This window comes from Mycobacterium sp. NGS40, from assembly GCF_059812735.1.
In genome coordinates this window covers 67786-93595 of the sequence record NZ_JCALDG010000004.1, presented here as the reverse complement: position 1 = coordinate 93595, position 25810 = coordinate 67786, and the positions used below count along the sequence as shown (strand labels likewise).

General features: G+C 66.4%; 27 protein-coding genes and 1 pseudogene. 15 read left to right on the top strand and 13 right to left on the bottom strand.

Annotated features, from left to right (window positions below; translation table 11 throughout):
• Window positions 1-36 precede the first annotated feature (36 nt).
• Entirely contained in the window at window positions 37-1860 is a 1824-nt protein-coding gene (locus AC5Y5O_RS08060; protein ID WP_500024567.1) for a fatty acyl-AMP ligase, read from the bottom strand.
• 95 nt (window positions 1861-1955) lie between these two features.
• Here AC5Y5O_RS08060 and AC5Y5O_RS08055 point away from each other — a divergent pair, with 95 nt between their 5' ends.
• From AC5Y5O_RS08055 to AC5Y5O_RS08045, 3 genes are all read left to right on the top strand, one after another.
• Window positions 1956-2333: a hypothetical protein gene (locus AC5Y5O_RS08055; protein WP_096287971.1), complete on the top strand. Its 378-nt coding sequence runs from the start codon at window positions 1956-1958 to the stop codon at window positions 2331-2333.
• Window positions 2334-2419: 86 nt separating this feature from the next.
• Window positions 2420-3826, top strand: coding sequence for a TIGR00366 family protein (locus AC5Y5O_RS08050; RefSeq protein ID WP_096287969.1), 1407 nt, complete (start codon window positions 2420-2422; stop codon window positions 3824-3826).
• Window positions 3823-5388 (top strand): allophanate hydrolase, encoded by a 1566-nt coding sequence (locus tag AC5Y5O_RS08045; protein ID WP_500024564.1) that lies wholly within the window; start codon window positions 3823-3825, stop codon window positions 5386-5388. Before AC5Y5O_RS08050 ends, AC5Y5O_RS08045 begins: the two co-directional genes overlap by 4 nt.
• A gap of 4 nt (window positions 5389-5392) precedes the next feature.
• Here the strand turns inward: AC5Y5O_RS08045 and AC5Y5O_RS08040 are convergent, their stop codons facing one another.
• Window positions 5393-6550, bottom strand: coding sequence for a serine hydrolase domain-containing protein (locus tag AC5Y5O_RS08040; protein WP_500024563.1), 1158 nt, complete (start codon window positions 6548-6550; stop codon window positions 5393-5395).
• 121 nt (window positions 6551-6671) lie between these two features.
• Here AC5Y5O_RS08040 and AC5Y5O_RS08035 point away from each other — a divergent pair, with 121 nt between their 5' ends.
• Window positions 6672-7118, top strand: coding sequence for an SRPBCC family protein (locus AC5Y5O_RS08035; RefSeq protein WP_096287964.1), 447 nt, complete (start codon window positions 6672-6674; stop codon window positions 7116-7118).
• Between the two features lie 14 nt (window positions 7119-7132).
• Here the strand turns inward: AC5Y5O_RS08035 and AC5Y5O_RS08030 are convergent, their stop codons facing one another.
• A complete protein-coding gene (locus tag AC5Y5O_RS08030; RefSeq protein WP_500024560.1) occupies window positions 7133-7429 on the bottom strand; it encodes a hypothetical protein in 297 nt (98 codons plus the stop codon).
• Between the two features lie 125 nt (window positions 7430-7554).
• Between AC5Y5O_RS08030 and AC5Y5O_RS08025 the strand changes: the two genes are divergently transcribed.
• Window positions 7555-9129, top strand: a complete 1575-nt coding sequence (locus tag AC5Y5O_RS08025) for an FAD-dependent monooxygenase (protein ID WP_500024558.1) — start codon at window positions 7555-7557, stop codon at window positions 9127-9129.
• Here the strand turns inward: AC5Y5O_RS08025 and AC5Y5O_RS08020 are convergent.
• The 4 genes from AC5Y5O_RS08020 to aceA form a co-directional block, all read right to left on the bottom strand.
• A complete protein-coding gene (locus AC5Y5O_RS08020) occupies window positions 9113-10279 on the bottom strand; it encodes an LLM class flavin-dependent oxidoreductase (RefSeq protein WP_096287958.1) in 1167 nt (388 codons plus the stop codon). The two genes, AC5Y5O_RS08025 and AC5Y5O_RS08020, sit on opposite strands and share 17 nt — an antisense overlap.
• A 185-nt stretch (window positions 10280-10464) precedes the next feature.
• On the bottom strand, window positions 10465-10851 hold the full coding sequence (locus tag AC5Y5O_RS08015) for a hypothetical protein (RefSeq protein ID WP_500024555.1): 387 nt from the start codon (window positions 10849-10851) through the stop codon (window positions 10465-10467).
• A 141-nt stretch (window positions 10852-10992) separates the two neighbouring features.
• Window positions 10993-11223 carry a hypothetical protein gene (locus AC5Y5O_RS08010; RefSeq protein WP_133160860.1) on the bottom strand — a complete coding sequence of 77 codons (231 nt, stop codon included), beginning with the start codon at window positions 11221-11223 and terminating at the stop codon, window positions 10993-10995.
• 259 nt (window positions 11224-11482) lie between these two features.
• Window positions 11483-13783, bottom strand: coding sequence for an isocitrate lyase ICL2 (gene aceA / locus AC5Y5O_RS08005; protein ID WP_096287954.1), 2301 nt, complete (start codon window positions 13781-13783; stop codon window positions 11483-11485).
• A 315-nt stretch (window positions 13784-14098) separates the two neighbouring features.
• Here aceA and AC5Y5O_RS08000 point away from each other — a divergent pair, with 315 nt between their 5' ends.
• Window positions 14099-14473 (top strand): hypothetical protein, encoded by a 375-nt coding sequence (locus AC5Y5O_RS08000; RefSeq protein ID WP_096287952.1) that lies wholly within the window; start codon window positions 14099-14101, stop codon window positions 14471-14473.
• Here AC5Y5O_RS08000 and AC5Y5O_RS07995 read toward each other — a convergent pair.
• Window positions 14470-15180 (bottom strand): MBL fold metallo-hydrolase, encoded by a 711-nt coding sequence (locus tag AC5Y5O_RS07995; RefSeq protein ID WP_096287950.1) that lies wholly within the window; start codon window positions 15178-15180, stop codon window positions 14470-14472. The two genes, AC5Y5O_RS08000 and AC5Y5O_RS07995, sit on opposite strands and share 4 nt — an antisense overlap.
• A 53-nt stretch (window positions 15181-15233) precedes the next feature.
• Here AC5Y5O_RS07995 and AC5Y5O_RS07990 point away from each other — a divergent pair.
• From AC5Y5O_RS07990 to AC5Y5O_RS07980, 3 genes and pseudogenes are all read left to right on the top strand, one after another.
• Window positions 15234-15344: pseudogene (locus AC5Y5O_RS07990) on the top strand (transcriptional regulator); the annotation flags it as partial.
• Between the two features lie 91 nt (window positions 15345-15435).
• Entirely contained in the window at window positions 15436-15879 is a 444-nt protein-coding gene (locus tag AC5Y5O_RS07985) for an SRPBCC family protein (RefSeq protein ID WP_096287948.1), read from the top strand.
• Between the two features lie 45 nt (window positions 15880-15924).
• Window positions 15925-16470, top strand: coding sequence for a YbhB/YbcL family Raf kinase inhibitor-like protein (locus AC5Y5O_RS07980; protein ID WP_500024550.1), 546 nt, complete (start codon window positions 15925-15927; stop codon window positions 16468-16470).
• Window positions 16471-16474: 4 nt separating this feature from the next.
• Here AC5Y5O_RS07980 and AC5Y5O_RS07975 read toward each other — a convergent pair whose 3' ends face one another.
• Window positions 16475-18040, bottom strand: coding sequence for a phytoene desaturase family protein (locus AC5Y5O_RS07975; protein ID WP_096287944.1), 1566 nt, complete (start codon window positions 18038-18040; stop codon window positions 16475-16477).
• A gap of 112 nt (window positions 18041-18152) precedes the next feature.
• Between AC5Y5O_RS07975 and AC5Y5O_RS07970 the strand changes: the two genes are divergently transcribed.
• The gene (locus AC5Y5O_RS07970) at window positions 18153-18752 is read left to right on the top strand and encodes a TetR/AcrR family transcriptional regulator (protein WP_500024791.1); all 600 of its coding nucleotides are present in this window, start codon (window positions 18153-18155) and stop codon (window positions 18750-18752) included.
• Between the two features lie 58 nt (window positions 18753-18810).
• On the opposite strand, the gene AC5Y5O_RS07965 is transcribed toward AC5Y5O_RS07970, so the two are convergent.
• A complete protein-coding gene (locus AC5Y5O_RS07965; protein WP_500024548.1) occupies window positions 18811-19686 on the bottom strand; it encodes a LysR family transcriptional regulator in 876 nt (291 codons plus the stop codon).
• A 95-nt stretch (window positions 19687-19781) separates the two neighbouring features.
• On the opposite strand from AC5Y5O_RS07965, the gene AC5Y5O_RS07960 reads away from it, so the two are divergent.
• Window positions 19782-20174, top strand: a complete 393-nt coding sequence (locus AC5Y5O_RS07960; protein ID WP_096287940.1) for a tautomerase family protein — start codon at window positions 19782-19784, stop codon at window positions 20172-20174.
• Window positions 20171-21130 carry an NAD(P)H-dependent flavin oxidoreductase gene (locus AC5Y5O_RS07955; protein ID WP_500024546.1) on the top strand — a complete coding sequence of 320 codons (960 nt, stop codon included), beginning with the start codon at window positions 20171-20173 and terminating at the stop codon, window positions 21128-21130. Before AC5Y5O_RS07960 ends, AC5Y5O_RS07955 begins: the two co-directional genes overlap by 4 nt.
• Here AC5Y5O_RS07955 and AC5Y5O_RS07950 read toward each other — a convergent pair.
• The 3 genes from AC5Y5O_RS07950 to AC5Y5O_RS07940 are packed head-to-tail and all read right to left on the bottom strand — an operon-like array spanning window position 21127 to window position 23991.
• On the bottom strand, window positions 21127-21840 hold the full coding sequence (locus AC5Y5O_RS07950) for a hypothetical protein (protein WP_500024544.1): 714 nt from the start codon (window positions 21838-21840) through the stop codon (window positions 21127-21129). The two genes, AC5Y5O_RS07955 and AC5Y5O_RS07950, sit on opposite strands and share 4 nt — an antisense overlap.
• Before the next feature lie 8 nt (window positions 21841-21848).
• Window positions 21849-23294, bottom strand: coding sequence for a class I adenylate-forming enzyme family protein (locus AC5Y5O_RS07945; RefSeq protein ID WP_096287934.1), 1446 nt, complete (start codon window positions 23292-23294; stop codon window positions 21849-21851).
• A 7-nt stretch (window positions 23295-23301) separates the two neighbouring features.
• Window positions 23302-23991, bottom strand: a complete 690-nt coding sequence (locus AC5Y5O_RS07940) for a hypothetical protein (protein ID WP_243394137.1) — start codon at window positions 23989-23991, stop codon at window positions 23302-23304.
• A gap of 194 nt (window positions 23992-24185) precedes the next feature.
• Between AC5Y5O_RS07940 and AC5Y5O_RS07935 the strand changes: the two genes are divergently transcribed.
• Genes AC5Y5O_RS07935 through AC5Y5O_RS07925 form a run of 3 tightly spaced genes read left to right on the top strand, consistent with a single transcriptional unit; the run spans window position 24186 to window position 25810 of the window.
• Window positions 24186-24668: a carboxymuconolactone decarboxylase family protein gene (locus AC5Y5O_RS07935; protein ID WP_370497499.1), complete on the top strand. Its 483-nt coding sequence runs from the start codon at window positions 24186-24188 to the stop codon at window positions 24666-24668.
• Between the two features lie 18 nt (window positions 24669-24686).
• Window positions 24687-25316 carry a nitroreductase family protein gene (locus AC5Y5O_RS07930; protein ID WP_096287930.1) on the top strand — a complete coding sequence of 210 codons (630 nt, stop codon included), beginning with the start codon at window positions 24687-24689 and terminating at the stop codon, window positions 25314-25316.
• Window positions 25316-25810, top strand: a complete 495-nt coding sequence (locus AC5Y5O_RS07925; RefSeq protein ID WP_096287928.1) for an SRPBCC family protein — start codon at window positions 25316-25318, stop codon at window positions 25808-25810. The genes AC5Y5O_RS07930 and AC5Y5O_RS07925 overlap by 1 nt, the downstream gene beginning before the upstream one ends.

Genomic DNA, 25810 nt, shown 5'->3' with positions numbered 1-25810 from the left:
TCCGATGGCAGAATTCACCGGAATTCGGCCCAGTCGTTAACGCCAGCCCCCACCGAGGTATTGAGCGCGGCAGGCCAGGCGTGCCAGCTTCCCACTGGTTGTGCGGGGAATGGCACCGGCCGGCAACAAGCGCACGTCGGAAACGGTCAGGCCATGGCGGTGCGATACCGCGGCCTTGATCGCCTCGATCGCCGGCTGCGGATCGTCGCGGCTGGTGCCCGCCGCGCGCTCGGCGATGATCACCACGCCACCGTCGTCCGGCAGCGCGAAAGCCGTCACGTAGCCGCGTCGCACCATCGGCGACGCCTCGGCGGTGGTGGCCTCGATGTCCTGCGGGTAGTGATTGCGGCCGCCGACGACAACCAGGTCCGCGATGCGGCCGGCGACGTAGAGCTCGCCGTCCAAATACACGGCCAAGTCGCCGGTCCGCAGCCACGAGCGCTCGGCCGCCGACCCTTCGGCGCGGCTGCCCTCGGCCAGCCGCGACCGCAGGTGCGCGTGGAAAGTCCGCTCGGTTTCTTCGGGGCGCCGCCAATAGCCCCGGCCGATATTGTCGCCCTGCAACCAGACTTCGCCGACCATGCCGTCGGGCAATTCGTCGGCGGTGTCGGGGTCGACGATCACCGCCCGCAGGCTACGAGCGGGCCGACCGCACGAAACGTGCGCCACCGCACCCGGCGCGTCCGCGCCGACCTGCACCGCGCGACCCGCGCCCAGCTGTTCACGGTCGAGGTAGACCACCTTCGCCTCGGCGCTCGGCTCGATCGTGGAGATCAACAGCGTCGCCTCCGCGATGCCATACGACGGCTTGAATGCGGTGCGCGGCAACCCGTACGGCGCGAACGTCTTGTTGAACGTCGCGATCGCCTCGATGCTGACCGGTTCGGAGCCGATGATCAACACGACATTGCTCAGATCGATGTCGTCGCCGGCCGCCGGCAGGCCGCGCTGTGCCGTCCACTCGTAGGCGAAGTTGGGTGCGGCGGTGACCACGTTGCCCTCCCTCGACCCCGCGGACAACGCCTGGATCCACCGCTGCGGCCGGCGCACGAACGCGGTCGGCGACATCAGCGTGGAATGCCCGCCGTACACCGCGGGAAAGCCGATCATCGACAGCCCCATGTCGTGGTACAGCGGCAGCCAGCTCACCCCGTGGGTGTTCCGGTTCAGCAGATCGATCGACAGAATCATTTGGGTCAGATTGGTGCCCACGGCCCGGTGGGTGATCTCGACGCCGACCGGCGGCCGGGTCGAACCCGAGGTGTACTGCAAGTGGGAAACCCGGTCGATGTCCAGCTCGACGGGCACGAACGACTCCCGCGCCGAGTCGGGGATCTGATCGATGACGACGACCTGCGGCTGGCGCAGCTGGGCGCATTCGGCCAGGAAGTCTTCGACTGCGTTTTTCGCCGCGGAGGTCGTCAACACCGCGGTCGGCTCGGAATCGCGCAGTGCCGTCTCCAGGCGCTCGGCGTGGCCCGGCAGCTCGGGCGCGAACAACGGCACCGTGATGGTGCCCGCCTTGACCGCGGCGTAGAAGCCGGCGACGTAGTCGAGGCCCTGCGGCGCCAGAATCGCCACCCGGTCGCCGTCGCCCGCGAACTGCTGGATGCTTCCGGCGATGGCCTCCAATCGGACACCCAGTTGGGCCCAGGTCACTTCGAGGGTGTGGCCTTGCGCGCGGGCATGGTCCAGGTAGCGGTACGCGATGGAATCGCCGACATTTCGGACGTTGCGCTCGATCAGAGAAATCAACGTGGTTCCCGGCGGCAACGAGATCTCGCCGTTGGCGTCCAGGCAATCCTCTATTCGTAGCAGGCCTTTTGGAGCCACGGAGTCCTGTCGGGAACCGTCATCCATACCCGCAGTCTAGGTGGGCCGCGATACCGCGCTTCGGATCCGGCCGTCGGCTAGAGTCCGAGTCGACACCGCCGCGGGGGCCTTGAGGAGCAACCGTGGACTCTCCCGATCAGCACCCCGAAACGCGCGACGACGCACTGGCCCGAGTGCTGGCTTATCGCGCTCGGTGGCGGGCCAAGGCGATGCCGGTTCGGGTGAGCCTTGCCGTGCTGGGCGGCGTGCTGCTCGTCGCGTCCATTCCGCTGATCGTGTTACTCCCCGAAGTCGGGATCCCCGGGCTGCTGGTCGCGTTCCGCTTGCTCGCGGTCGAAGCGCTGTGGGCCGCGCGTGCCTATGCGTGGACGGATTGGCGCTTTTCCCAACTGCAGCACTGGTTCCATCGCCAGTCCCGCGGTGTCCGCGCCGTCATCGTCGTGAGCTTGATTCTGCTGGCGGTGGCAATCGTCGTTGTCTTTGTCTACGAGTTCATTTAAGGCCACGCGGCGGCAACCAATCTAAGCGTTTCCACTATTCAACAAGCGCACGACGCGGGCGCAGCAGCGCGGTTAAGGGCGGGCCGATGACGACCACGAAAGAACAACATGTCGGGCGTCGCGGCCTCATGCAGCGACTCACGATGCTGTGCGTCCGCTATGTCGAACGCTTGATGCCGGACCCGTATTTGTTCGCCGTCATTCTGACGCTGATCGTGGTCGGACTTGTCGCGCTGCTCGTCCGGGGTGCGACGCCCACCGGGGTGCTCAAAGCGTGGTACGGCGGAGTGTGGGGCGCGCAGAACATCTTCACCTTCGCGTTCCAAATGGTGCTGATTCTGGTCACGGGTTACACACTGGCCGAGGCGCCCGTCGTGAAACGGGCCATCATCGCACTGGCCAGTAAACCGAAGACACAGGTGCAGGGAGCCTTGCTGTGCTTCGGTGTCAGTAGCCTCTTCTCGCTGTTGAACTGGGGACTGGGCCTGGTGGCAGGTGCATTGGTCGCGCGACAGGTCGCAAAGCGGCTCCCCAACGTGCATTTCGGCTACCTGATCGCGACCGGGTTTATGGGCTACCTGGTTTGGACGCAGGGCTTGTCATCATCGATCGCGTTGGCCAACACCGATACGACCAGCCCCATCAACGTGATTCACAAGATGACCGGACTGATCGTGCCGCTGAAGTTGACGATCTTTCAGCCCTACAGCTGGGTCGCCGTCATCGCGATGGTCGCGCTGGTCGCCGTCACGATCTGGCGGATGGAACCCGATGAAAGTCTCGAACCCGACCCGGCGGTGTTCGACGAAGAGCCGGTACCGGACCCGCCGCAGGGTCCACCGACGTTCGCCGAGCGGCTGGAGAGCCTCTGGATTCTCAATGTCCTCGTATTCGCTTCTGGCATAATGTATTTCGTGTTGAGCGGTTTCGCGCTGAACATCTCGTCGATGATCATGTTGTTCACCGTCACCAGTGCGTTGCTGCATGGCACGCCGATCCGCTTTATTCGCGCATTTTCCGGCGCCGCGAAAGTGTCCGGCCCATTACTGCTGCAATACCCCCTCTACGGCGGAATCGCCGGCCTGCTGGGCTATTTGCCGGTGGGATCCGGTCGCGCGCTGCAGACGGTGCTCGCCGAGGCCCTGGTGCGCGGCGCCGATCAGTACACGCTACCGTTCTTGACATTCATTGGCTCCGTTATTATTTCGCTGTTCGTCCCGTCGGGCGGCGGGCACTGGGCGGTGCAGGGGCCGATCGCGGTGGGCTCGGCGCTGGCCATCGGCCAGCACTCGCCGGCATACCTGGGACTGATCTCGATGTCGGTCGCCGTCGGCGAGGGTGTCGCCAACATGATTCAGCCGTTCTGGCTATTGCCGGTGCTGGCGATCGCGAAGCTCAACGTGCGTCAGGTGATGGGCTTTACGGTGATCGCGTTTCTGATCGGTTTCGCGGTGGCCGGTGCCGCGGTCCTGATCGCGCCGCACGTCTTGTGAAGCCCACGCGTCTTTCACCGACCGCGCGGGTGGCCGCCGCGTATCGAACGATCGCCGAGGCCGACCGGCCCGAGGTCTGGATCACGCTGCGCGATCAGGCCGACGTGCACAACGATGCCGTGGCCGTCGAACACCGCCTCGCCGCGGGCGAGCCGTTGCCCCTGGCGGGGCTGATGGTCGCCGTCAAGGACAACATCGACGTGGCGGGTCTACCGACCACCGCGGGATGCCGCGAGTTCTCCTACCTGCCGGCGACCACCGCGGTCGCCATCGAACGACTCCACGAAGCCGGGGCCGTCGTGCTCGGTAAGACGAATCTCGACCAATTCGGTTGCGGGTTGGCGGGTACCCGCAGTCCCTATGGCGCCGTGCGTAATTCGGGTCATCCCGACCTGGTCTCGGGCGGGTCGAGTTCCGGTTCTGCCGTCGCCGTGGCGTTAGGCATCGCCGATATCGGCATCGGCACCGACACGGCCGGGTCGGTTCGAGTCCCCGCCGCGCTCAACGGCCTGGTCGGCATCAAACCCACCCTCGGGATCATCCCCACCCATGGGGTTGTCCCGGCTTGCGTGAGCTACGACGCCGTCTGCGTGCTGGCGGCCGACCTCGCCCTGGCCGGGACAGCGGTGGCCGTAATGGCCGGACCCGACCCGCGAGACCCGCGCAGCCGCCCGTGGCCCGCCGACGTTCGCCTCGGGGCGCCGGATGCCCCGCGCCTGGCGATCCCGGAAGCCGCGAACCTGACCGCGCTGCGCCCCGGCTACCGCGAGGCGTTCGCGCAGTCGGTGCGTCGTGCGATCGACGCCGGATGCAGCGTCGCGCCCGTCGACATCTCCCTCCTGCTGGATGCCGCGTTGCTGCTCTATGACGGCGCGATCGTCGCCGAACGCTACGCGGCGGTCGGCGAATTCCTCGACACCGCACCAGCGAGCGCGGATCCCGTTGTCGTGTCAATCATTACCTCGGCGCGCGAAGTCACCGGCCCCGCGTTCGCCGCCGACCTGGACGCGTTGGTGCGTGCGCGGGCCGATGCCGCTTGCCTGCTCGACGGCTTCGACGCACTGCTGCTGCCCACCACCACCGAACATCCCACGCTGATCGAGGTGAGCGCTGATCCCGTCGGGATCAGCCGTCGCATGGGCACCTATACCAATTTCTGCAATCTGCTCGACATGGCCGCGGTCACCGTGCCCGTCGCGCCGACTCCTGCGGGCACTCCGTTCGGCGTGACGATCGTGGTCCCCTCCTTCAATGACCAGATCGCTGCCGACATCGGCGCCCGATTGACCGGCACCCTGTCGGAACTGTTGGTGCGCAGCGGCGTCGAGCTGGCGGTATTCGGAGCGCCACTGTACCGCCGGCTCCGGCGACTCGGCGCCCGGTTCGTCGAACACCTCCGGACACCTGAGGGCCGGACTGGTGAATTGTTCCGGATCTCCGAGGCCGGCCTGGGTAGGTTGGCTGCGGCCCTGCCCGCGTCGATGGCCTTGACCAATCTCGAGCTCGAGGACGGCCGCACGGTCACCGGTGTGACCGCTGAGGCTGGCGAAAGACGTTGGTAGCGAGCTACATCCAGAGTTTCGCCAACGAGTCGGTCAGGGCTTCCGGGATCTGGTCGTCGGTGTTGCAGCTGACGGCGATGGCTGTCTGCCGGTCCTTGCTGACGCGGAATGCGGTGACGAAGCCGGGCGACGCGCCGTCGTGGTCGAGCGTGCCGTCGGCCTTGATGTAGATCCCGGCGCCGTAGTGCACGGGGATGCCGGGCCCGATCTCCACCGCCCCCGCCAGCTGCGCCTGCAGCAGCTTGGGCCCACCCACGCGACCGGTGCGGTAATTGTCGCCCCACTGCACCAGCTGGCTGGGTGAGGCTTCGACCGCCCCGTCGCCGATCTGCTCCCACGCCGAAGTGGTCATCCGGTATCCGTCGCTGCCGCCGGCGTAGGAGACGGCCTTGTGCGGAACTTTCCCGACGGGATCCATCACCATCCCCAGGCCGAGCGGACGGAAGATTTCCGTGCTGAGGAACTGCGGCAGCGGCTGCCCCGACACCCGGTGGACGATCTCGCCGAGCAACAAATAGTTGGAGTCGGAGTACCGGAATTGGCTGCCCGGCTGGTAATTCAGCTTCGGCACCCTCGCCACCGCCTGCAGCGCTTGTTCCTGCGTGGTCCGGTCACCGACCGCGAACCCCTGCTTTGCCAGCAGCCCTTCGTATTCGGGGATGCCGCTGGTTTGGTGGATCAATTGGGTGATCGTGACGGTGCTGGCCCAGCTCGGGAATTCCGGCAGGTGCTGGGCGAGTGTGTCGTCGAGGGCCAGCTTTCCCGCATCGGCGAGTAACAGGGCGGCGGTGGCGGTGAACTGCTTGGACACCGAGCCGACGTCGAACACGGTGTCGGGTGTGATCTTGTCGCCGGTCGCGGTGTCGGCGAGGCCGCGCACTCCGGTCCACACGACGGTGCCACTGGAACCCACGGCGGCCGAGCAGCCGGGCGCTGTGGCGTTGACCGCGTCGTCGAGCACCCGCTGACTGTTGGCCTTGATCAGCGGGTTGTCCTTCGAGTTGACGGTGGCGCTGCTGGTAGACGTGGGCGCTTTCGACGCGGGGGTGACCGTCTCCTTGTCGCAGCTGCACAGCGATAACACGACCGCGCACAACACCAGCGTCACTCGGGTGTGCCGACGGGGTTGCCGCGCTACACCGCGACCACCCGGAACCCGCACACGGTGAGTATGCACGTGAGGCGGCCGGTGTGTGCCGGATTGCGCCGGCCTTGACACCCGCGTCGCCCCAGGTCCGCACCGCGGGGCCGGGTCTACCGCGGTGGCGGTAGGGTACGCGGCTATGTCAGGTCGCAAATTTTCGTTCGAGGTCAATCGGACCTGTAGTGCGCCTGCCGCAACCGTGTTCCGGCTGCTGGCGGACGGGGCCGATTGGTCGAGCTGGGCCAAGCCGGTCGTGCTGCGCTCGAGTTGGGCGCGCCAAGGTGATCCGGCGCCGGGTGGGGTCGGCGCGATTCGTCAGGTCGGGGTGCCTCCGATCCTGGCGCGTGAGGAGATTGTCGAGTACGAGCAGGATCGCCGGCAGGTCTACAAGCTGGTGGGGCCGTCGCCGGCAAAGGATTACCGGGGCGAGGTGGTGCTGACGCCCAACGCGGACGGCGGAACCGACATCCGCTGGTCGGGATCGTTCGTCGAGAGGATTCGCGGAACCGGGCCGGCGACGCGCGCGGCCCTGGGCGGCGCGGTCAAGCTTCTTGCGGATCGCCTTGTGAAGGCGGCCGAGCGCTGACCTGACGGTGCAGGCTAGGGGTTGTTGGCCTGTTGCTCGGTCAGCTGCGCCTGCTGCATGTCTTGCTCGAACTGCTGTTGGGCCGCTTCGTTTTGTTGCTCGGCTTGCTGCTCGGACAACAACAACTGCTGCTGGGCCAGTTGCTGCTGTAGTTGCGCCTGGTCGTCGTTGTCGTCGGCGGTGACGCGCACGTGGCCGAATGTGCCGTAGCCGGCCGGCACGTGCGCCGCGTCGACGAATGCCAGCATCGCGATGCCCGCGACCCCGGCGAAGACGACTCGCGTGATCTGGTGGTGCCCAGGGGTGCTCATGCTCCAGGTATGTGCCGCGTTGTTAGCTCTGCGCTGGGAAGCGGCTGGTGCCGCATTATGAAATCCCGCGCTGTCAGCTGCGCCGACGTTTGTCGGCCCGTTCCGCAACTATTAAGCTGGCCTAAGTGATTGACGTCGTCATCGCCGGTGGCGGTCCCAACGGGTTGATGCTGGCCGGCGAACTGGCATTGAACGGGATCCGTCCGGTGGTGCTGGACCCGATGCCCGGCCCCAACCCCATGCGGCGCGCCAACGGCGTTATCGGGCAAGGGGTTCGGATCCTCGACCATCGCGGCCTCTACGGCGCCCTCGCGGGAACCTCGGACCCGCCCCGGCTCAACCCTCGCCCGATGTTCGCGGCCTTCCCGTTGGATCTCACGTCGATGACCGACTCGCAGGTCTTCCTGCTGCCTGTCCAGCAACCCAAGTTGGTTCAGGCGCTTGCCGATCGGGCCCACCAGCACGACGTCGACCTTCGGTGGGGTCACGCGCTGACCGGTTTCGACCAGGACGCCGCCGATGTCACGGTGGACGTCGCCGGGCCCGGCGGCACCTATCAGCTGCGCACCAAGTACCTGGTCGGCGCCGACGGCGGCACCAGCATGACGCGCAAGCTGGCCGGCATCGATTTCCCCGGGATGTCGTCGTATGACCTCGTCGCCCGGATGGGATTCGACGTACTGCCGCCCGCGGACTGGATCGACCCGGTCAGCGGCGGGCTGGACATCCCCGGGTTCGGGCGGGTCCCGCCGCTGCAGTTCCATCGAGCCGATCACGGTGTGTTCGCCTACGGCGCGCTCGGTGGCCGCGCGGCGATGATCGTCTTCGAGCTGGACAGAGCGGCCCGCGAGGAACCCGTGGACGACGCCGACAACCAACCGCCGATGAGCCTGGCCGAACTGGAGGCCAGCGCCAAGCGGGTGCTGGGTGCCGACGTGCCGCTGCGGGCCGTGTCGCCTGAGACGGCGCCGGATCTGCGCAGGTTCTGTGGGATCAACTCCAGAATCGCGTCACGGTATCGGGCGGGACGGGTGATCCTGGTCGGCGACGCCGCGCACGTCCACTCCCCGATGGGCGGCCCGGGGCTCAACCTGGGCCTGCAGGATGCGGTGAATCTCGGCTGGAAGCTCGCGGCGGTCCTGCGTGGGCGCGTCGAGCCCGAATTGCTGACGACCTACGAAGCCGAGCGCCGGCCCGCGGCCGAGCGCGTCATCATGCACAGCCGCGCGCAGCTGGCACTCGTGCGGCCCGGGCCCGAGGTCACCGCCCTGCGGCAACTGTTTTCCGAACTGCTCACCGATTCCGACATCGCCCGCCGCCTGAGCAACCTGATATCCGGGGCCGAAAACCGTTACAGCACAGACCCGGACGCGCATCCGCTGACCGGACACTGGGTGCCCGAGTTCGGTGTGACGGACGGCGGCGAGACGAGACGCGTGGCGGAGCTGGCCCGCACCGGACTCCCCCTGCTGATCGATCTCACCGAGGCCGGCTGCGTGGCCACCGCGGTCACCGACGCCGCCGACCAGCTCACCGTCGCCGTCGGACGGCCCGATGGCGAGGTGCCGGCCACCGCACTACTGGTGCGCCCCGACGGCTACGTGGCGTGGGCATCGTCGGCGGCGTCGCCCGATGTCTCCGAGCTTCGCCGGGCGCTCGCGCGCTGGTTCGGGCTGGGCGCGACTACGCCTTCGAGTTGAGCTCGTCCTGGTACTTCTTGGTCATGTGCTCGACGGCCTGGTTCTGCGACTCCGCCAGCCCTTCGCGCGCTTCGCTGGCCCGCGCGGCCGCATCCAGCGTCGGCTGTGCCTGACCCTGGAAGTGCGGCATCACCTCGGCGGCGAACAATTCGGCCGACCGTTTGGTGGCCGCCGGGTTGGCCCACTCGTGGCCCATCTGCAACATGCAGCCGAAGCCGCCGGACTGGTCCCACATCCGCTGCACCTGCGCCCGAGCCCGCTCCGGGGTGCCGATCACGCCCGCCCCGTTCTCGTTGATGACGTCGATCATCTCGTCGATCTGCTCGCCTGGCATGGTCATCTGCGGGAACGCGGCCACTTTCTGGAAGTACCGGAACCACGGCTCGAGGCCGAACTTCACGTCCTCGCGCGCCTGCTTGTCGGTTTCGGCAACATGGAACGGCCCGACCAGGCTCCAGTTCCGGCGATCGACCTCGGTGCCGAACACCGCGGCGCGTTCTTCGACGATGTCCCAGTGATATTGCAGCGCGTTGAAGCCCTCGATGGTCAGCGTCGCACCGATGGACAGCAGGCCGATGCCGTGCCGGCCGGCCAGCCGTGCGCCGGTCGGGGAAGCGACCGCGGCCACCGCCAGTGGCACCCCACCGTCGGAGTACGGGGCAAGCTGCAGCTTGGCGTTGTGGAGTTCATGCGTGGGGGTCTTGGCGCTCACCGTCTCCCCCCGCAGCAGCCGGACCACGATGTCGAGGTTGGTGTCCAACAACTCCCGGGTGTCGGTCGGGGTCAGCCCGATCATCGACGAATCGCTGGGCAGCGAGCCGGGGCCCACCCCGCCGATCACTCGGCCATGGGTGAGGTGGTCCAGCATCATCAGCCGGTCGGCGACCCACAGCGGGTTGTGATACGAGAGCGAGATGACCCCGGTACACAGCTTGATCCGCTTGGTTCGTTCCGCGGCGGCGGCGATGAAGATCTCCGGCGACGCGATGATTTCGCTGCCGGCCGAGTGATGTTCGCCGATCCACGCTTCATCGAAGCCCAGGGCGTCGAGGTGCTGGACGAACGCGAGGTCGCGCTGGATGGCCAATGTCGGGTTGGTGCCCGCGCGGTGGAACGGCGCGATGAAGTATCCGAACCTGAGCTTCGCCATCGAAGGTCTCCTTGCTGACGCGTTGCGGAGAACCATAACTCAGGCCGGCGAGCCTCAAAATAGCTCAGCGGCGCGACGGCGTGGATTGTCTCAACCGCCGCGTGTTCGGGTTGCTCAGCCGAGGGGGCCAGATCGACACGGCCCCCTCGGCTACCCCGAGCAAGTCCTAGTGAGGCAGGGCGCGATCAGGTGCCGCCGCAGATGTTGCCGACGCAACCGCCGCCACCACCGGGTCCGCCGCCGCCGCCACCGACGCCGGGGATGCTGCCGCTACCGCCGCCGGGCCCGCCACCACCGGTGGGACCGCCGGGAATGCTGCCGCCTCCCCCGCCCGGTCCGCCACCGCCGGTCGGGCCACCGGGCACGGTGCCACCGCCGCCGCCCGGCCCGCCGGTGCCGCTCGGGCTGCCGGTATCCGGGGCGGTCGACGGCGCGACGCTGGACGTCGTCGTGGTCGTCGTCGTTGTGGTGCTATTAGGCGCTTTGTTGCCGCCTCCGCCGCAGCCAACCGTCAAAACGAGCATGGCCGCGCCGCCGAACAGCGCGACCGCGGTCCGAGCTTCCGTTCTCATCAGACTCCTCCCGACATTCAGGCAAACTCACTCCTTCGTACCCGTTGGTGCCGGTCGCAAACCGCGCGACGAGGAGCAGACATGCCGATGGCCCATCTCGTAGTCGAGATGGGCCGCCGGTTGCTTGATGCGGGTTGGCGCCTATCCGCAGTTGAGGCCCGAGATGCAGGCGACGAGAACGGCCTTATGCACTTTGCCGGGGGCGGCGGCGGCGACCTGCTGGCTCGCCGGCGCGGCGCTGGACGAAGCGTGGGTCACCGGGGCGGGCGCGGCTGCGGCCAGGCTGGGCCCGACGCCGCCGACTCCGACGACGAGAGCGAGTGCGCTCGCCGCACCGAAGGTGGTGATCGTCATCTTGGTTGAAGACTTCATCGAAGTGTCCTTTCGCCGTTCTAGGTCTGCTGCACGTCTGTTCAATAGATAATGTACACCTATGCAACTATTGCAGGAAGCGAAAGTAGCCATTGTGATCGCTTTCACGTTTGGGGCGGGTAGCGGCGTTACGCGTGCGTTGTGCGACAGCACAATGACGGCCTCGTCCGCCAGGACACGAACCATCGCGCGGTGTAACCGCGGCATCACGAAATGCCAAGCCCACCAAGCAATTTCGCGAACAGGTTGGCGGTGACGACTAGTCTTCCTTGGTGATCAACTTGCGCAGCGCCACCCGATCCTGCTTGAGCAGCTCGGCGATGCGCGGCTTGTTCACCTCGGCGACGATGATCTCGCCGACCTCGGGGTAGACCTGGCTGAAGATCCCGTGGGACTTCATCTTCTCGGTCTGGTACAGGTTGTCTTCGGTCGGCGTCACGTAGTAGACCGCATCGGCCTTGAAGCGATGCACCAACCAAAGGTGGATCAGCGTCATCAGCCGCTTCTGGCGCAGCTTCTCGCTGAAGGTGTTCTGGTCGCGCACCTGAAGGATGCTGCGGCCGTGCCGGTCCTTGATCGGGTCGACGACGACGTTGGCCAGCTGCTCTTGCGGGTCAGAGCCCTCGCCGACGATCCCGAGCTCCAGCACATCCGAGCCGGCGCGGCGCGGCCGCAGCGTGACCCGAAGTTTCTCGCCCAGCTGGTAGTGCTCGCTCCACAGCGCCAGCCACTCCTCCAGCAGCTTCTTGGGCACCTCGGTCTGCACCAGATGCTGATGCTGGGTCGATCCCTTGCCCATCGCCTTGGTGGTCGCGGTGCGCCCCGATGATGCGGCCAGCGCGGCGTCGCTACGCGGACCGCCGACCAGTGTCTGCGGCGTCCGGTAGGGCGACTCGACCAGACGCATCTTGCGCTGCAGCCGGGCCAGGGCCAGCATGCCGTCCTGGCGCAGGTTGGTGGCGAACTCCTCGGCGGCGACGCCATCGATCTGATGCCCGCCGTAGGTGATGAAGTTGAAGACGAAGCCCATCTTGCCCAGCTCCACCGGGAACTGCTTCATCTCTTCGTCGGTCATGCCGGTGGTGTCCCAGTTGAACGACGGCGAGAGGTTGTAAGCCAGCATCTGGTCGGGGAACTCGGCGTGAATCGCGTCGGCGAATTGCTTGGCGTCGGCCAGGTCCGCGGTCTTGGTCTCCATCCAGAGGATGTCGGCGAACGGCGCCGCCGCGAGCGATTTGGCGATCGCGTACGGAATGCCGCCGCGCACTTGGTAGTAACCCTCGGGCGTCCTGGCCAGCTCGGGGCTCCAGTCCGGCGCGGCACCCAGCTCTCGGGCCTTTTCGCGAGCCGCGTAATGCGACGCCCGAGCGGCGAACTTGCGCCACTCGTCGGAGCTCATGGTCGCCGGTTCGTCGTGCTCGCGTTCGCCGAATGCCAGCACTTCCGCCACGGCATCGGCGTAGGTCATCAGCCCGGCGTCGTCCTCCCACGCCGCGACGAACCGCGACTCGACCTGGTCGAAGAGGTCGTCGATCGAGTGTTGACCGTCCTGCCGCCACTGCGTGACCGCATCGGAGACCAGGCCCAGGATGCCCTGACGCTCGAGCCACGCGTTGGCGATGCCGTACTCGCCGTCGGCGAGCGCGTAGAGAAGATGACCGTTGAGCTCCTTGACGCCCAGCTCGTAGAAGCGCCGCATCAGCGCCAGGAAACAGGCCTTGTACGACGGAATGTCCAAGTTGGTCGCGCCGAGCAGGAACGCTTGGTCGCGCTCATCGGAGTTGCTGTCGATAAGGTTGGCCGCCTCGGCGTCGGTCCGCGCGACGATGATGCCCGGCACCCGCATGATGTCGAGCTGGAAGCGGGCGGCGTTGAGGCGCTTGATCTGTTCGTCGGACGGCACCAAAACCTTGCCGCCCTGGTGACCGCACTTCTTGGTGCCCGGACGCTGGTCCTCGATGTGGTAGCCGGGCACGCCGGCTTCCACGAAGCGGCGGATCAGGTTGCGCACATGCGGGTCACCGCCGTGACCGGTGTCGGCGTCGGCGATGATGAACGGCCGGTAGTCGTACTCCTTGGCCGCCGCGCGCTGCTGATCGCTCATGTGCAGCCGCTGGTACTGCTGGTTTCGGTCCGCGGTCAGCAACGCGCGCACCAGCACCGCCGCATCCTCGGGCACCTGGCTCAGCGGGTAGCTCGCCAGGTCCGGACCCGGGTCTTCGGTGGTGGACCCCTTGGCGGAGGTAGCCCAGCCGCCGAGGTAGATCCCCTCGATGCCCATTCGCTTCATGCTCACGGCCTGCCCGGGTGAGTACGGGCCGAAGGTGGTGATGCTCTTCTTGGCCGCGAAAAGCTCGCGCAGGCGGGGATAGAAGGCCGCCGCGGCTTCCCGCGCGACGGTGTAGTCGGTCGGTATCGTGCCGCGTTGCTCTACTACTTGGCGGGCCGTATAGAGGCGTATCTTCCCGGCGAACCGTGGATCGTCGAAGTATCGCTGCACGGCGGCGACGTCTTCGTCGAACGGGGCGGGGACCTCAGTGTCCGCGTCGATGATGGCCATGGTTTTACGCTCCCCTTCCAGCACGAGTCCGCTGAACGTGAGTCTATCCCTGGTCCTGGGATTTCCATCATGGGTAATTCGCCGATTGCCGAGCCGGGCCAAAACTGTTGTCACACGGCGTACTCCGGATGGCTGCGCAGCGTGTCGCTGGTGCTGTGGTAACTCTAAAGGATTGTGGCGCAATGCTTTTGGGTAGGGACCGCGCCGTGGCGGTTCCTCGGACCCCTGTTCGGCCACCCCACTCAGCAAACTGCACAGACGGATAGACGAAACGACGACCCGCCGCGCCAGCAAACTACGAGTAAGGTCGGTTCGGTGCAGACGGAATTGCGGTACGAGCGTTGGTATGTGCTGTTATCCACGCCGCTGGGACTCGGGCCCAGCACGAGTGAGGTGCGCGTCGTTGACGGGACTCTCCACGTCAAGATGGGGTGGGCGTTCGAGGCCCACATCCCGATCGCGTCGATCACCCACGCCGAAGCCTCCGATGAGCGGACGTTCACCGCGGGCGTGCACTACTCGAATGGCCGCTGGCTGGTCAACGGCTCGGGCAAAGGATTGGTGGCATTGACGATAGAGCCGCCGGTACAGGCGAAAGTGCCGCTCAGGTCGGCCGCGCTGCGTTCGCTGGTGCTCAGCGTGACCGATCCGGACGCACTCATCGCCGCATGTACGGTAGCGACCGCCTAACCCGAACATTGCTGCAGCCAAGCTCGTTGGCGGCGGATGAACTCCGCGTCGACTACCTTTCCGTGGCCGGGGACGTAGATGGTTTCTCGCCCACCGATCGCCCGCAGTCGATCGAGCGTTGCGGGCCAGGCCGCCAGATCGGAGTCGGCATCGATGAACGGGTCGGCAGACTCTTCGACGAGGTCACCGGTGAACATCACGACGCGGTGATCGTGCTCGTCCAACCCGGGGACCACCACGATCAGGTCCGATGTGGTATGGCCACGCCCCGGGTGGGTGATTCTCACATCGCGGTCGCCGAGGTCGATAACGGCGTCGTAGAGGCCGTGCTGGGGCACCCGCAGCGCCGCGAGTGCCCGGTCGATCTCGGCGGCGTCCGCACCGTAACTGAGGGCGTGAGCGCGAATCTGGTCATGGGCTGACGCGAGGTAATCGACAACGTCGGGCGCGCAGTAGATCTCGGCGTCGCTGAAATACGAGGAACCCAGTACATGGTCGAAATGCTTGTGCGTCAACACAATATGGGTCACCGGGCCTCCGGTCAGCTGCCGGACGTCCTCTTCGATCGCGGCGGCCTCGGTCATCGTGGTTCCGCTGTCGATCAGTAATGCGCCAGCGCGCCCGCGCACTAAGCCCACGGTGACGTCGCAGAACGGAAGCCGACAGCGGTGCACGCTGGTGGTCAGTCGTTCCCAGGTGAATCGCATAACAGCAATTTAACGGGCGAACGGGCGGTTGACGTGTCGGGAATTTCGAACATATGGTGCCGGGCGTGGGAACTCCGGACCGCGTTTTTCTCGCTCTGGCGAATCCGGTGCGACGCGAGCTTCTGGAAATTTTGACGCGGCAGCAACTTTGCGTGGGGGAACTGTGCCGCGCGACGCGGGCCTGGTCGCCGACGAGCCGCGGGTGCCCTGAGTCGACGCGTTTGGGCAGCCGCGGCGCCGGGTTATCTTCCGAGGATGGCTGTCTCCGATTCGCGCGAACTCGTCATCGAGGCGACTCCCGACGAGATCATGGACGTGCTCTTCGACATCGAATCCTTGCCCGAGTGGTCGTCGGCTCATCAGAAAGTCGACGTTCTGGAGCGCGATGACCAGGGTCATCCGCTCCGGTCCCGGCAGGTCGTCAAGATCGTGGGAATCACCGAAGAACAGGAGCTCGCCTACACCGTGCACGACGACGGGGTGAGCTGGACGCTGGTCAGTGCCAAACAGCAACGGGCGCAGGATGCCCGCTATACGCTCACCCCCGACGGCGATTCCACCAGGGTCCGGTTCGACTTGACCGTGGATCTCACCGTACCGGTGCCCGGATTCCTGATCAGGAAGGGAACCAAGGGTCTGATGGACACCGCGACCAAGGGGCTCCGCGAGCGAGTGATCGAAGTCAAAAAGGGCGGGTAGCCAGACGACTATCTTCTGGGGCCGCAGTTGGCGACACTGTTCGGTATGGGTCGCACTGCTGCTCGGCGCGTTGGCTTCGCCATCGGCGCACTGGCATTGACGCTCGCGGCGGCCGGCAATGCCGGCACCGGCGTCGTGACGGCGGCGCCGGACGCGCCATTGACGATCAGCAGTCCGGCCTTCGCCAATGGCGCGCCGATACCGGCGCAATACACCTGCAAAGGGGCCGACGTCGCGCCGCCGTTGACGTGGTCGGCGCCGCTGGGGGCGGCACTGGTGGTCGATGATCCGGATGCGGTCAACGGGGTGTACATCCACTGGGTCGTGACCGGGATACCGTTCGGATCCGCCAGCACCTCGGCCGGTCAGACTCCCGGCGGCGGGAGCACACTGCCGAATACGGCCGGCCAGTCCGCCTATAAGGGACCCTGTCCGCCCGCCGGCACCGGAACCCATCACTACCGCTTCACGCTCTACCAGCTTCCGAACGACTACCAGCTCCCCGGTGGACTGGCCGGTGCGCGCGCCGCGCAGACCATCGCCGGGGCCGCCACCGCGCAGGCGCAGCTGATCGGAACGTTCGGGGGCTGATCGGCTACCGGTCGTCCAGAATCTGATAAGCCGCGTTGTAGCCGGGCGTGAACGTAATGCCTGGGCCGCCATGGCATCCCGCGCCGCCCAGGTACAGGCCATCGATCGGGATCGGCATGTCTAGAAAGCCCTTCGGGCCGGGCCGGTTGGGTCCCATCAAATCCGGGTGCAACAGGCCGTGACAGAAGTCGCCGGCGGGGGCACCGAACATCGTGTTCATGTGATACGGCGCGAACGTGATATGACGGATCAGGATGTCGGAGAAGTTCGGCGCGAATTTCGTGATTTTGTCGATAACGCGCTGTGCCATTTCGTTTTTCAGGTGGCCGTGCTGGTCGCGGTCGACTTCGACCGGGAACGCGTAGGCGTATGCGCTGGCCGCGTGTTTGCCCGGTGGCGCCATCGCGGGATCGTGCACCGACGGGATTTGCATGCCCATCGACGGGTTGTCTGGAACGAGGCCGCGCCGGCACATCTCCCACTGCTCCTGTTGGGTTTCCGGTGAGCCGAAGATCCCCACCGACTGCTGCATGCCCTCCTCGTTGAGGAACTCATACGGTGGTGCGAACTCGGGCAGCCCGTCAAGTGCGAAATGAAGCTGCACGAATGAGGCGCGGTGGTCGCGTCCGGACACACGTGAGACCAACTCCGCCGGAACATGTTCGGGTGCAATCAGTTCGGTGAGCGTCACGTCGGGCGACAGATTGGACACCACGATCGGCGCCGAAATCGTCGAGCCGTCGCGCAGTCGGACACCGGTTGTCTTGCCGTTCTCGACGAGGATCTCTTCGACCCTGGTGCGGAAGCGGATCTCTCCGCCATGGGAGACGAAAAGCTCGCGCAGGTGTTCGGTGAGCGCGCCGATACCACCCTTGAGTTTGGTCATCATCGCGGTGCTGTCGTCGGGGACCGCCAGCGCGAATGCCAGGCACGCGGCGCTGCCCGGTGTGTAAGGGCCGCGGTAGGTGGAGTTAACCGCCAGAAACGCCAGCATTCCGCGCATCACCGCGTGCTTGTCCTTGTCCGGCAGGTAACGGTCGATCACGTCCATCGCCGAGCCGAACAGCATCTCGTGAATCGCCCGGCGTTCGGCGACATTGGTTGCGCAGTCGTACATTTCGTCGATCGTCTTGGGCTGCTGGCACACATCGAAGCGGCCGAGCGCCCGTGCGGGCGCCTGACTCCAGCCGATCAGCTCGGCCATACCCATGACGGCTTCCATGCCGTGCTTCTCGTTCAAGTGACCCATCAGCTGCATCGGGTCGCGGTAGAAGACCATCGGCTCTTCGCCGTTTTCGCCGATGTTGATCGACATCACTTCGGGTTCTATCGCGGGCAGCGTGTCGAGCCCGAGGTCCTTGGTGAGCTGGCTCGCCGTCGGGAACTGCACCGAGCCCGCGATCTCGTAGCGGAAGCCGTCGATCAATTCAACCGTCGCCGCCATGCCGCCGGCGTAGGTATTGGCTTCCAGGCACACGGTTCGCAGGCCGGCGCGCTGCAGGATCGCCGCGGCGGTCAGCCCGTTGTGCCCGGCGCCGACCACGATCGCGTCGTATTTCGTCGTGCTCATGGTCTCGGCCCTGCCTTCCGTCGGTGGTGTGCGCGTGACAAGAATATGTCAGTACTGACATAATTGGAAGATGTCAGTTCTGACACAAATGGTGCGATACGATCGGCCCGACATGACCGCTCCGATGAATCGCCACGAGCAGCGCCGCCGCTCGACACACGAGGCGCTGCGCCAAGCCGCGCTAAAGAGCTTCGCCCGCAAAGGCTTTGCGAACGTGACGGTCACGGAGTTGGCGGCCGAGGCCGGCGTTACCGAACGCACCTTTTTCCGGCACTTCCCGACCAAGGAGTCGGTGCTGTTCCAGGACTACGAGTCGCAGCTGGAATGGCTGGCCGAGGCGCTTGCGCAACGGCCGGCCTCCGAGTCGCTGTTCGACGCGGTGCTGGCCAGTGTCGCGGCCTTCCCGCACGACCTCGAAGTGGTCCGGCAGGCCGCGACGGCGCGCGCCGAGTTGATCTCCGCCGAACGGATCGCCGGCCACTTGCGGGTCGTGCAGTCCTCGTTCGCCGCCGTGCTGACGGATTTCGTCAGCAAGCGGAATGCGGACGCGCCCGACATCGAACTGGCTGCCGAGGTCGCGGGTTCGGCCCTGGCGGCGGCTCTCGTTGTGGCAGTGGAGTATTGGGGTCGCAACGGCTGTACCGGCGACCTCGGCGAGCTGGTGGCGGCCAGTATCGATGTGGTCCGCTCCGGTCTGGCGTCGCTCGACTGATCCGCCGTTGGCGTTCGCGACGAGAGCCGCAGCGCGATCCGGGAGCGACTCGCCGAGTTCAGGTAGCGCAAGCAGCGGCACTGGCCACCGCGGCCTCCACGAAGCGACGTAGCTCGGCATTGCGGGCACGCGGCAGGAAAGCCAGGGCGACCGGGCTCTGCGGTGCCCCCCGCAGCGGGATGAACCGGACGCCGGGATGAATGTTGCGCCGGACGGCGACGTCCGGGATCACTCCGATGCCTCGATCGGCGGCAACAGATTCGATCCACTCGTCGAAATTCGATGTCTGGACCACAGTCTGCGGGCCCTGGCCCGCCGGCCACGACCAGGGTCCGGTGGTGCCGCTGGCGACGTTGACGACCAGCGGCCATTGCGGGACGTCGGCCCAGTCCAGCGCCGGCTGCTGTGCCAGGCGGGAACGCACCGAACACACCGCCACCCGTGCCTCGTCGAACAGGTGCACGACCCGCACGGCGGTCGAGGTCACCTGGCCGCGCACCACCGCGACGTTCACTTTCCCCTGCTGGACGGCGGCCAGCGCATCGTCGGTGCGGATCAAACTGACCGTCGTTACGTTGGCCCGCTCAAATCGGGCAACGGTGTCTTGGGCCCACGGGTCGGGCAACAGCCAACTGAATCCGAGACGAATACTGGCCTGCCGCCGCACGGCATCCACGCCGCGTTCGAGTTCGGACAGCACCCGTTCGACGTGCTCGAAGAACGTCCTTCCGGCGTCAGTCATCTCGACGTGGCGGGAGCTGCGATCGAGCAGGGTGACGCCGAGCGCGTCTTCCAATTGTTGAATAGTGCGGCTCAGCGCGGGTTGGGTGATCGTGAGCGCCTCGGATGCCTGCGTGAAGGACTGCAATCGCGCCACCGCGTCGAACGCGCGCAGGTGTCGCAACTCCACTCGGCCGCTGTCCAGCACGCCCATGCCTGACAAGCATAGATGTCGTGCGACAGGCATTTCACTCCTGTTTGCGGTGGCCCTAACGTCGTACTCGAGACGAATGGATCAGAGGAGAGATAATGCCGTTGTTGTACATCGACCTGATCGAAGGGCGCACCCCCTCGGAGGTCCAGGCGTTGCTGGACGCCGCGCATGATGCCGTCATCGGAGCGTTTGCGGTCCCGCCCGGTGACCGCTACCAGGTGGTGCGCACCCATCCCGCGCACGAGATCGTGGCCTGGGACACCGGTCTGGGCATCGACCGCTCGGCGCGGCTGGTGATCGTGCACGTGGTCAGTCGCCAGCGCACCCGCGCCATGAAGGAACGGTTCTACGAGTTGCTGGCGGCCAACCTCGCCGAGCGGTGTGGCGTCGATCCGGCCGATCTGATCGTATCGATCACCGAAAATAGCGACGAGGACTGGTCTTTCGGCCACGGTCGGGCGCAGTTCCTCACCGGGGAACTTCAATGAACACTCGGCTGACTGAGCTGTTCGGCATCGAACACCCGATCATCTCGGCGCCGATGGCCATGGCGTCCGGCGGCCGGCTCGCCGCGGCGGTGACGGCGGCCGGCGGGCTCGGCCTGATCGGCGGTGGGTACGGCAACACCGACTGGCTCCGGCGCGAGTTCGACGAGGCCGGCGCCGCGTTGGTCGGGTGTGGGTTCATCACCTGGAGCCTGGCGCGGGCGCCCGAGCTGCTCGACGAAGCCCTGGAACGGCAACCCGCCGCAATCATGTTGTCATTCGGCGACTTTGGGCCGTTCGCCGAGCGCATCCGCGAGGCGGGCGTTCCGTTGATGGCCCAGGTGCAGAACCTCGAACACGCCCGGCAGGCTCTGGACAGTGGCGCCGATGTCGTCGTCGCGCAGGGCGGTGAGGCCGGCGGCCACGGCATGACCGTCCGGTCCACCTTCACGTTGGTGCCCGATGTCGTCGACCTCGTCGGCGCGCGCTCTCCCGCAACACTGGTCGTGGCCGCCGGTGGTATCGCCGACGGCCGTGGGCTGGCTGCGGCATTGGCGCTGGGCGCCGACGGCGCGCTGGTCGGCACCCGATTGTGGGCCAGCGCCGAGGCGTTGGTGTCACCTCGGGCTCACCAGCGGGTGGTGGCGGCCAGTGGCGACGATACCTTTCGGACGCGGGTGTACGACGTTGTGCGACAGCTTGATTGGCCCGCCGACTACAATGCGCGAGCGCTGGGCAACCGATTCCTGGACACCTGGCACGGAAACGAGGACCAGCTGGCGGTTGCCCTTCCCGAAGCAGTGGAGGCCTTCGAGAAGGCCTCGGCCACAGAGGATTTCGATGCCGCCGCCATACTCGTCGGCGAGGCGATCGGACTCGTCCGCGATATTCGGCCAGCCGGCGACATCGTAGCCGACATGGCGCGTGACGCCGCCCGGATTCTGGGCCGGGAGGCCTAGTACAACGGCGACCAGTCCGACGTCCGCAGCAACCGGCTCTCCCACTGATCGCGATACTTGAGCGCTTCGAACATGTAGCTGCCGGGCCCGCGGTACTCGGGTGGTACCTCTTTGGTCAGCAGATGCACGAGCGCCGCGTAGTTGTTGGAGTCGTCGATCTTCTGCCACAGCACGGCTTCTCGTCGCTGATAGCTTCCGTGCGCGACTTGGAAACAGGCCTGGATGTCCAGGATGCGCATGCGTGCCGGAGCCTGCGACAGCGGCCGGTAGTAGATGTCATTCCAGGAACGGATGTAGTCGTCGAGCGGCGCGTACGGCCAGCCGGTGTCTTCCATGAAGAGGCTGAGCGGGTGAGTTCCAGCATCGGTGGGCACGGCCGAAAGATCGACCGACTGCAACGGCGACCACTCCACCGGCAACAGCAGCTTGCCCGTCACCTCGTGGCGCAGGTTGTCCAGTTCGCGCATCCACGGCTGCAGATCGCCGTGCTGGACGCGCCGCGCCAGCCTCTCCCAGGCGGCACCGTCGGCGATGCCCGTGATCGTGACGACGGTGTAGGAAGGCCCGGTGCCGTGTGCGTGGTTGGTGTACCAGAGCAGGCGGGCATTGTCGTCGTTGGCCAGCGTGGGCATCCAGCCCTCGCGATAAGCAGCCTCGAATTCGTCTTCCCGGGTGCCCACCACTTTGTGGGTCTCATGCAGAAACAGCACCTGGACTCCTAGGTGTCATCGGCGATCAGCGTGGCGAGCTGATCGCGGTTGACCTTGCCGGTTGCGCTGTACGGGATGTTCTCCACGATCGCCAATCGCTCGGGGAACTTGAAGTGTGCGATCAATCCGCGACAGTGTGCGCGCAACTCGTCGAGGGTCACCGGGGCGCACACCACGACGGCCGCACCGACACGTTGCCCCAACTCGTCGTCGGCAATCCCGGCGACCGCGGCGTCTTCGACTGCCGGGTGTGAGCGCAATGCTTCCTCGACCTCGACCGGTCCGAATTTCTCTCCCCCGCGATTGATCGTGTCCTTCAGTCGACCGCTAGGGAAGATGTAACCGTCGGCGTCTTGGCTGGCGAGGTCGCCGGTGCGCAGCCAGCCCTCGGTGACGTTCTGAGCGCAGTTCACCCACAACTCGCCGACCGCGCCGGCCTCGACGTCGTTACCCGTATCGGGGTCTACTACGCGCACTTCGACTCCGGGTAAGGCGCGGCCGACCGACCCGGCGCGCGCCGGGTCGCGGTGATCGTCGGGCAGCAAAGTCGTGTAAGCGCCCAGAGTTTCGGTCTGGCCGAATACGTTGGCCAGCGCCACGTGCGGCAGCGCCGCCATCGCCCGGCGCACCAGACTCAGCGGCGCGGCGGCGGCTCCGTAGGCAAGGGCGATCAGCGACGACAGATCCGTGTTCGGAAAGTCGGGATGGTCGATGATCCGCTGCAGCATCGTCGGCACCATGAACGTTGTGCTGACGCGGTGCTCGGCCACCAGGCGTAGCCATTCGCCGGCGTCGAAACGCGTTTGCACGACCGCGGTGTTGCCCGAATACAGGCTGCCGAGCAGGCCCAGCGCGCCGCCGACGTGGAATAGCGGGACGCTCAGCATGCTCACCAAGGGTTTCGCGCCAGCCCGGAAGGGGCGCGACATCCCAGTGATGCGGCGGGCGAGTTGCTGGCCGCTGATGCTGACGGTTTTCGGGAGTCCCGTTGTGCCGCTGGTGAATAGGATCAACGCGTCACGGTCGTCGGCATCGCCGGCGACCGCATCGTCGGCGGGTTCGGGCCGGCCCAGCAGATCGGTCAGTGTCAATGCCGTGGGGACACCGGCTTCCCGGACCCGCTCGACGTAGTCCTTCCCCGCGACAGCCACGTCGGCGCAGGCGGCATCCTTGTGCAATCCCCGCAATTCCGGCGGCGTCAGTGCGGGATTCATCAGCGCGGGTGCGGCGCCGATGCGTGCCGCGCCGAGCAATGCGGCGATCGACAGCAGGCTGGCCCCGTCGACGACGGCGACGCGCTGTCCGGGCGTGACGCCGTGGGCGGCCAGACTCGACGCGCACTGCCTTACTGCCGTTGCAAGCTCGCCGTAACTGACGGTGTGCCCGCCGACGATCAGGGCGGCCCGGGCGTGATCCCCGCTGGCGGCGGCGTCGTGGATCGTCCCGAAGTTCATACGCGGCTTAGTACAGGGGTGACCACTCGGAGGTGCGCAGCAACCGGCTGGTCCACTGGTCGCGCAGGTCCAGGGCGTCGTACATCCAGGTGCCCGGCGCGCGGTACTCGGCGGGGATGTGGCTGCGGAGCAGGTCAAGCAGCGCGTCGGGACGGCTGATGCGCTGCATCAGGATGACCTCGCGTCGAACATGGCTGCCGAGGGCGGGCTGGAATGCCGCATGCATCGTCAGCATGGAGGACGGCTCCTGGAGGCTCCTGGCGTACACCTCGCCGCAGCGGACGATGTACTCCTCGAACTTGTCCTCGTAGGGCCACATGGTGTCTTCCATGTAGAGAGTCATCTCGTGCTCTCGCCCGTCGACCGGCACCTCGTTGAATTCGATGTCCAGCAGCGGTGACCAGGGCAGCGGCATCAGCAACTTTGCGACGACCTCGTGGCGGAGCTCGTCGAGCCCGCGCATCCAGTCCTGAAGGTCGCCCTTCTGCACTCGCAGCGTCAGCTTCTCCCACGCCGCGCCGTCGCGGACGGCGGTCACCGTTACGACCGTGTACGCGGGGCCGCTGCCGTGCGCCTGGTTGGCGTACCAAAGCAACCGGGCATCGTCGCCGCGCCCGAGCATCGGCATCCAGCCGTCACGGAAGGCGGCTTCGAACTCGTCCTCTTTACGGCCGCGGACCGTGTGCAGCTCGTGCATGAACAGCACGCACAAACCTCCCATTCGCGGCGGTCGGCTCAACGCCGCTCAACGGACGGTAACTCCGGCAGATTGCCACGTCCAGGCCGGGTTAGTCGTATGCACAATTGCGCCCAGTCGCCCGACCTAGACAGCCGAGTTGAGAATCTGGTTTGCTCAACTCGGTACCGTCCTTACCGGGCAGGAGTTCTCCTATGGCAAGGCTCGACGTACCGGAGGGCCCGGGTGGCGAAGCCGCCATGATCTGGACGCTGCGGCCACAGCTCGGCGGCATGGTCGAACGGATGATCCGCGGCGCCTATCAGCAGAGCATCCTGCCGGCCGACGAGCGCGAGTTGGCGAGAATGCGGATCGCGCAGATCAACGATTGCGTGGCGTGCTCGGGTTTTCGCGCGCAGTCGGTGCTCGACGCCGGTGTGGCACCCGAGTTGTACGACAACGTCGCCGCATACGCCGGCTACCCCGGCTATACGCCACGCCAACGCCTCGCCATCGAGTTCGCGGAGCGGTTCGCCAACGACCATGCGTCGATGGATGACGCGTTCTTCCAACGACTTCGGGAATCGTTCTCCGACGAGGAGATCCTGGATCTCACGCTGTGCGTCGCGGTATTTCTGGGCCTGGGTCGTTCCCTGACAGTGCTGGGCGTCGACCAGTCGTGCGCCATCGACCTCTGACAAAACCGGAAGGAACCAATGGACATCGCCACCGTCGACGAATTGCTGAGCACCACGCGGTCGGTTCGTAAGCGTCTCGACCTGACCCGGCCGGTCGGTCGCGAGGTGATTCTGGAGTGCATCCGGCTGGCGATGCAGGCGCCGACGGCCAGCAACACACAGGACTGGCGCTGGCTGGTGGTGACCGACGCGGACAAGCGCGCGGCGATCGCCGAGATCTACCGCAGCATCGGGTCGCAGTATCTGGCGTACGCGGTCGACAACGCGACCGACCCGCAGACCCAGCGGGTGTATCAGAGCGCGATGAGTCTGACCGACACGCTGGGACATGTTCCGGTGCACGTCATCCCCTGTCTGAACCAGCGCATCGACACGGCGGAGCCGGGCATCGCCGCGGCGGCCTGGGCTTCGATCATCCCGGCCGGCTGGAGCTTTCTGCTGGCGCTTCGCTCGCGCGGGCTGGGCTCGGTGTGGACGACGATGCATCTGTTCAAGGAGAAAGAAGTGGCCGAGCTGCTCGGCATTCCGCCGACCGTCACGCAGGCCGCGCTGTTCCCTGTCGCCTACACGATCGGCACCGACTTCCGCCCGGCCACGCGGCCGCCGGCGGAGACCATCACGTTCTGGGACGCCTGGGGAGATAGCTGATGCAGTCCTACACCGTGCGATTCCACGTCGACGCGCCGCCGAAAAAGGTGTGGCGGGTGCTGCATCCCCCGGTGCCACCGAACGCGCCGCGCCCGCGAGTGCTCAAGTGGCCGACCGGCAGCATGGAAATCCTGAACGAGGGCAACGAGGCCGGTGAGGGCCTGGTCCGCACCTGTGTCTTCCCGGTCCCCCGGTACCTGCTGTCGGGCGGCAGGGCGCGGTCGTGGGAGACGGTGACCGAAGCCGAGCTGAACAAGCTGTCGCGCTACATCGCCGTCGGCGCGCCGCTGTGGTCGCGCGCCGAGGGATATCACCAGCTCGAGGAGCAGCCCGACGGCACTACCGTGCTGACGTTTCACGAGACATATCACGCCTACAACCCGGTGCTGCGCTTCTTTCTCGAGCGCCCGGTGCACGCCAGGATTTCGCGGGACAACCTCGACACCTACCAGCACGCGCTCGGCTACGCCGGCAAGGTCCGACGGCTGCCCTAA

Bases quoted from the DNA above. Each gene is read 5' to 3' on its own strand.
- AC5Y5O_RS07970 (WP_500024791.1), top strand. From the start codon at position 18,153: ATGACCGCTCCGATGAATCGCCACGAGCAGCGCCGCCGCTCGACACAC.
- AC5Y5O_RS08015 (WP_500024555.1), bottom strand. From the start codon at position 10,851: ATGAGAACGGAAGCTCGGACCGCGGTCGCGCTGTTCGGCGGCGCGGCC.
- AC5Y5O_RS07985 (WP_096287948.1), top strand. From the start codon at position 15,436: ATGGCTGTCTCCGATTCGCGCGAACTCGTCATCGAGGCGACTCCCGAC.
- AC5Y5O_RS07925 (WP_096287928.1), top strand. From the start codon at position 25,316: ATGCAGTCCTACACCGTGCGATTCCACGTCGACGCGCCGCCGAAAAAG.
- AC5Y5O_RS07975 (WP_096287944.1), bottom strand. From the start codon at position 18,040: ATGAGCACGACGAAATACGACGCGATCGTGGTCGGCGCCGGGCACAAC.
- aceA (WP_096287954.1), bottom strand. From the start codon at position 13,783: ATGGCCATCATCGACGCGGACACTGAGGTCCCCGCCCCGTTCGACGAA.
- AC5Y5O_RS08010 (WP_133160860.1), bottom strand. From the start codon at position 11,223: ATGAAGTCTTCAACCAAGATGACGATCACCACCTTCGGTGCGGCGAGC.
- AC5Y5O_RS07955 (WP_500024546.1), top strand. From the start codon at position 20,171: ATGAACACTCGGCTGACTGAGCTGTTCGGCATCGAACACCCGATCATC.
- AC5Y5O_RS07960 (WP_096287940.1), top strand. From the start codon at position 19,782: ATGCCGTTGTTGTACATCGACCTGATCGAAGGGCGCACCCCCTCGGAG.
- AC5Y5O_RS07945 (WP_096287934.1), bottom strand. From the start codon at position 23,294: ATGAACTTCGGGACGATCCACGACGCCGCCGCCAGCGGGGATCACGCC.
- AC5Y5O_RS08050 (WP_096287969.1), top strand. From the start codon at position 2,420: ATGACGACCACGAAAGAACAACATGTCGGGCGTCGCGGCCTCATGCAG.
- AC5Y5O_RS08020 (WP_096287958.1), bottom strand. From the start codon at position 10,279: ATGGCGAAGCTCAGGTTCGGATACTTCATCGCGCCGTTCCACCGCGCG.
- AC5Y5O_RS08030 (WP_500024560.1), bottom strand. From the start codon at position 7,429: ATGAGCACCCCTGGGCACCACCAGATCACGCGAGTCGTCTTCGCCGGG.
- AC5Y5O_RS08060 (WP_500024567.1), bottom strand. From the start codon at position 1,860: ATGGATGACGGTTCCCGACAGGACTCCGTGGCTCCAAAAGGCCTGCTA.
- AC5Y5O_RS07995 (WP_096287950.1), bottom strand. From the start codon at position 15,180: ATGCGATTCACCTGGGAACGACTGACCACCAGCGTGCACCGCTGTCGG.
- AC5Y5O_RS07940 (WP_243394137.1), bottom strand. From the start codon at position 23,991: ATGCACGAGCTGCACACGGTCCGCGGCCGTAAAGAGGACGAGTTCGAA.
- AC5Y5O_RS07965 (WP_500024548.1), bottom strand. From the start codon at position 19,686: ATGGGCGTGCTGGACAGCGGCCGAGTGGAGTTGCGACACCTGCGCGCG.
- AC5Y5O_RS08035 (WP_096287964.1), top strand. From the start codon at position 6,672: ATGTCAGGTCGCAAATTTTCGTTCGAGGTCAATCGGACCTGTAGTGCG.
- AC5Y5O_RS07930 (WP_096287930.1), top strand. From the start codon at position 24,687: ATGGACATCGCCACCGTCGACGAATTGCTGAGCACCACGCGGTCGGTT.
- AC5Y5O_RS07935 (WP_370497499.1), top strand. From the start codon at position 24,186: ATGGCAAGGCTCGACGTACCGGAGGGCCCGGGTGGCGAAGCCGCCATG.
- AC5Y5O_RS07980 (WP_500024550.1), top strand. From the start codon at position 15,925: ATGGGTCGCACTGCTGCTCGGCGCGTTGGCTTCGCCATCGGCGCACTG.